The 4,179-nt window shown below is 40.8% G+C and carries 3 protein-coding genes; all 3 read right to left on the bottom strand.

Features of this window, described 5'->3' with window-relative positions:
- Positions 1-210: 210 nt before the first annotated feature.
- Positions 211-1,161, bottom strand: coding sequence for a DUF6043 family protein (locus tag BQ5591_RS00015; protein ID WP_071147959.1), 951 nt, complete (start codon positions 1,159-1,161; stop codon positions 211-213).
- 6 nt (positions 1,162-1,167) lie between these two features.
- Positions 1,168-2,502 (bottom strand): site-specific integrase, encoded by a 1,335-nt coding sequence (locus BQ5591_RS00010; RefSeq protein ID WP_071147958.1) that lies wholly within the window; start codon positions 2,500-2,502, stop codon positions 1,168-1,170.
- A gap of 130 nt (positions 2,503-2,632) precedes the next feature.
- On the bottom strand, positions 2,633-3,940 hold the full coding sequence (locus tag BQ5591_RS00005; RefSeq protein WP_071147957.1) for a recombinase family protein: 1,308 nt from the start codon (positions 3,938-3,940) through the stop codon (positions 2,633-2,635).
- Between the last annotated feature and the right edge of the window lie 239 nt (positions 3,941-4,179).

The raw sequence follows: 4,179 nt of genomic DNA, 5'->3' as shown, positions 1-4,179 counted from the left end.
ATCTTTGCCATATGTATAAATCTTTATGCTTAAAGATACAAAATCTTTAGGTAATAACAAAGCCCCAGCTTGTGAAAGTCGGGGCTTTGTGCTAAAAAAAGAAGGTGTGCTTTTTGACACACCTTCACAAATATATAACGAAAAATAATCGTAAATCAATGGATTTCAATGCGTTAAATTCGTAAAATCCAAAAACGAATTAAACGAATTTCAAGCGGATAGATAAGCCTTCAATTCCTCTATGGCAACATGGTCTTCCCCGATGTCCTTTATCAGTTTTTTGCTGCCTCCGAAAGGTGTGGTAAGGTTCCTGTACGCTTTCTGTATTCCCCTTTCGTGTACGATGCTGAGGTCTGTGTATTGCTGTTGCAGTGCGTTCCGGAAAGTCTTTATGGGACAGGGGCGCATGAAACGGTATTCCACCAGTGCGATGTACAGACGTGCGATGTCCGTTTCGGTCGTATGCGTTTTCAGCCTTGTTCCGATTCTTTCCAGAATGACATCCCTGTTCTCTATCAGCAGCTCCGGCAGGGTGCGTGTGTCGGCTTTTCGTCCTGCGCTTTTGGGCTGTCCCTGCTGCAGGCTGTCCGTATCTTCCGTTTCGGTTTCTTCAATGTCTTCTTCATCCTCAATAGACCATTCCACGAGGTTGTTTTCCTCAATGGCTTTCTGCTGCTTTCTGAAAGCCACCCAGTCTTCTTTGGTTCTCATGCCGCTGCTGATGCTCTTCTTGATGATGAACCTGACCATGTAGGAAACAAGCCATTTGTATAGTCTGGTAATACCTTTTCTTTTGGCCAGTTCCTCTCCCTGTTCCACCATGCACTCATAGCTCCGTCCGTAGTACAACCATGCGAGCATGGCAGGTATGATGCTCCGCCTTTTTGAATGATGGAACTCGTTTACAATCTTTTGAGCAAGGTCAGAATCCAGAAGCACATTCTCCAGTTCCTCGAAATCGGAGATTTTATCGTCTCCGATCCGTCTGCGTGTGGCTTCCTTGTATCTCGGTACCAAGGTTGTGGCAACCTTGAAAACCTTGACAAATCCCTTGAACTCCTTGTCGTTCATTTCTTCCACGAAAGCCGCATATTCATCGGGGTGGCTGTCAAGCCACTCCCTTATCAGTCTTTTGAAATTGTCGTATTCCTGTTGTCCCATATAGGTTTAGTCTAAAAGTTTAACGAGGTCTTTCTTCATCTCTTCGTCAATATCCCTGTACCGTCTGAAAGCCTTGCTGCCTTCCTTGTGTCCCGACAGTGCCGAAACAAGATTCGGGTCTTTCACCTTCTTATAAATATTACCGATGAAGGTGCGTCTTGCAAGGTGGCTGCTTGCCACTTCATAAAGCGGTTTTTTGACTTCATCACGTGTCAACGGGTCTAAGATAGTGACAATCCTGTCCACTCCTGAAAGTTTGAATATCTTTTTTATTGCCTCATTATATTTCTGTTCGGAAATGAACGGTAGCAGTTTTCCTTCATGGTCTTTATATCGTTCAAGAATTTCCTTTGCCTTGTCGTTCAACGGTACACGTACCGTAACCGGATTTCCTTCCTTTGTCTTTTTCTGTATGTATTCGACTGCACCGTTCACAATGTTAAGTTTGGTCATTCTGTACAGGTCGCTTACTCTGCATCCTATAAGTGTCTGGAAAATGAAGATGTCCCTCTGTATCTCCAACTGTGGAGTGGCTGAAAGGTCTGCATTGAAAATCCTGTCCCTTTCTTCAAGGTTGATATAAATAGGAGTTCCGTATTTGCATTCCTCTATCGGAAACTTGTCAAACGGTCTGTTGGCGGTCAGCTTGTTGTCGAAGCACCACAGGAAGAATGTGCGTATTCTTGAAAAGCAGTCTATCAGAGTATTTTTTCCACGTGGTTGTGGAGTTCTCTTTTCTGGGATGGTTTCATAAATGCTTGGGTACAGTTCATAATACTGGTATTCGTTCTCGAAGAAGTCCCACATGTCCCGAAGAGTTTCAGGGGTGACGGTATCAACATCAAGGATAAAGTCCTTTTGCCCTTTTTTAGTTGCACGTACATAAAGCTCATATCTTGTCAAAGTACGCTGTATTACACGGAAATTCTTTTTCCTGACTTCGGAAAGTTTGTGCTTTACAAGGAATTCAGAGAACAGTTCAAGCAGCATCGGTTTGTTTTCCGCTTCGATTTCCTCCTTCGTCTTGTATCTGTTGGGGTGGTGATATTTATCAATTAAGGTGCTCAACCATTCACTGTCTGATTCCGGTGTATAGTTCTGGTTTATCAGATTGAGGATATTTTGCACTTCATTGTTCAGAGCCTGTTTCTTTTCTTCGCTCACAAGTGCAACCCTGTCTTTGTAACCTTGCTTTTCGCTGCTCCAGTGGTTTGGGTTTATAGTCAGCTCGCTGGCTGCCTTTATGTCCTTTTTCCCGTCCCTTAGTCTGAAATAGATTGTTGCTACGCTGTTGGTATCATTTTTGCTTGCAGTCTTTCGGATAAATGCTGTTGCTTTCATAGGCTGAATGATTTTGTTATGGCGCAAATATAGCATTTGTTCCCAAATTGTTCCCATTCATCCCGAATTTATTTCAATCCAATTAAATTGAATTAACTTTTTAGTGTTGTGTAAAGTGCTAATAATCAGTTTAGTTTAGTTTAAACTTCATCGCTTTGCTATTCAAACGGATTGTTCCCGATTTAGTTATTTCAAATGCGGGTCTGGGTACTGAAACGGAGAAAGACGAAAGTTTTTCTCCTTTTTCTTTTTCCTTTCCTCGTAACTCGTTGGTTTGCTGAAAAATAAGGTCAAGCACCTTGTTGTATGAGTTGGTTCGATATTTTTCTCCGTCATATTCTATTTTATCATCAAATATCGAACCAATGAGTTTGATTTTAGTCTCTAAAGGCGCGTCACGGATGTAACTATCTATATTGTTTATCAGCATAATAGCATAGCTTAGCTTTGGTTCGATATTTTCCCGTTTGCTTAATTCGAGTGTTGAAATGCGCGTTTGAAGTTCCGATACCTCTTTTTCGTACCGTTCCAGGATGCGGTTATATCTATCGGAATGGCTTTTATCCATAATTAACATGTCTTCCACACTTTCTATCTGAGATTGCTTTGTTGTAACCTCCTTATTTAACTTGTTTATCTCAGTTTGAATCTCGCGCTTACTATCTCCGTGCAAGTCTTTCAACACTTCTTTATACAGGTTCAGCACCTCTATTGAAGGTTTTAATGCTCCTATATATTTAGCAAAACCCTCATTAACCTCTTCTGCTCGTTTTCGGATATGTTTGGCATTGTGGCAGCAATTATAATATGTGTACTTTCCTCCGTTGCCTCTGCTTGTTGCTCCTGTTAAGGAATGGCCACAGATAGGGCAAACGAGAAATTTCCGTAAAAATAAGTCGGGATTGGTGGGTTTACTTAGTTTAGGCTTACTTTTCTTTTTCCCATCGAGTAAATCTTGTATTTTTTGGAATGTATCTTCACTTATCAACGGTTCATGTCGCCCATCTACCAAGTGGGATGGAATGCCATTATACTCAGGTACTTTTATTTTTCCTATATAGAAAGGATTTCGGAGCATATCCAAAAAGGTACTTTCTGCAATTTGTGGGCAATACCTTCTTCTTGCATAATCCGCACTGATAGTTCCTTTGGCAAATTCTTCAAACGCTTTTCGTATAGAATTGGCTTCTTCGCTAAATTCGACATATTTTTCTATCACCATACCGTTATTATCCACACGGTGTTTGTTTTTATAGCCTCGTGGAGCTTTGTTGTAACATTTTCCTTGGGATGCTGTTCCGTAAATTCCATCCTTGGTCGCTTTTGAGCGGCTAATATTGTCGCCTTGGGCTTGCCCTATATAAACACCTAATAGCATAGGCCAATTTGCAGAATTGAAATTTATCTCTTCCTCTATGGCATTAGGCTCTACACCCATAGAAAGTAAATCGTTTACTACATTAGTAGCCTGAGGTAAGTCCCTTGAAAAACGATTCCAACGTAAGAAAAGCAACTTGTTTACTTCTTTCTTATGGCTCTTTATATAGCTCAGAAACTGTTTTGAATTGATTCAAGAATAATGTTACAGTCTCCTTAAAATTTGAAATCAGCAGGCCAATTGGAAAAATGTTATATCTTTAAAGGTACCAAACTATAAAGTTATGACACACTATCCAA

It is taken from the genome of Bacteroides ndongoniae (genome assembly GCF_900108345.1).
Taxonomy (GTDB): Bacteria; Bacteroidota; Bacteroidia; order Bacteroidales; family Bacteroidaceae; genus Bacteroides; species Bacteroides ndongoniae.
Note: the sequence above shows the minus strand (reverse complement) of the source record. Positions and strands in the feature narration are given on the sequence as shown.

What these genes read in the sequence shown, in the direction of transcription:
- BQ5591_RS00010 (WP_071147958.1), bottom strand. Translation starts at nt 2,502, where the DNA reads ATGAAAGCAACAGCATTTATCCGAAAGACTGCAAGCAAAAATGATACC.
- BQ5591_RS00005 (WP_071147957.1), bottom strand. Translation starts at nt 3,940, where the DNA reads ATGGGTGTAGAGCCTAATGCCATAGAGGAAGAGATAAATTTCAATTCT.
- BQ5591_RS00015 (WP_071147959.1), bottom strand. Translation starts at nt 1,161, where the DNA reads ATGGGACAACAGGAATACGACAATTTCAAAAGACTGATAAGGGAGTGG.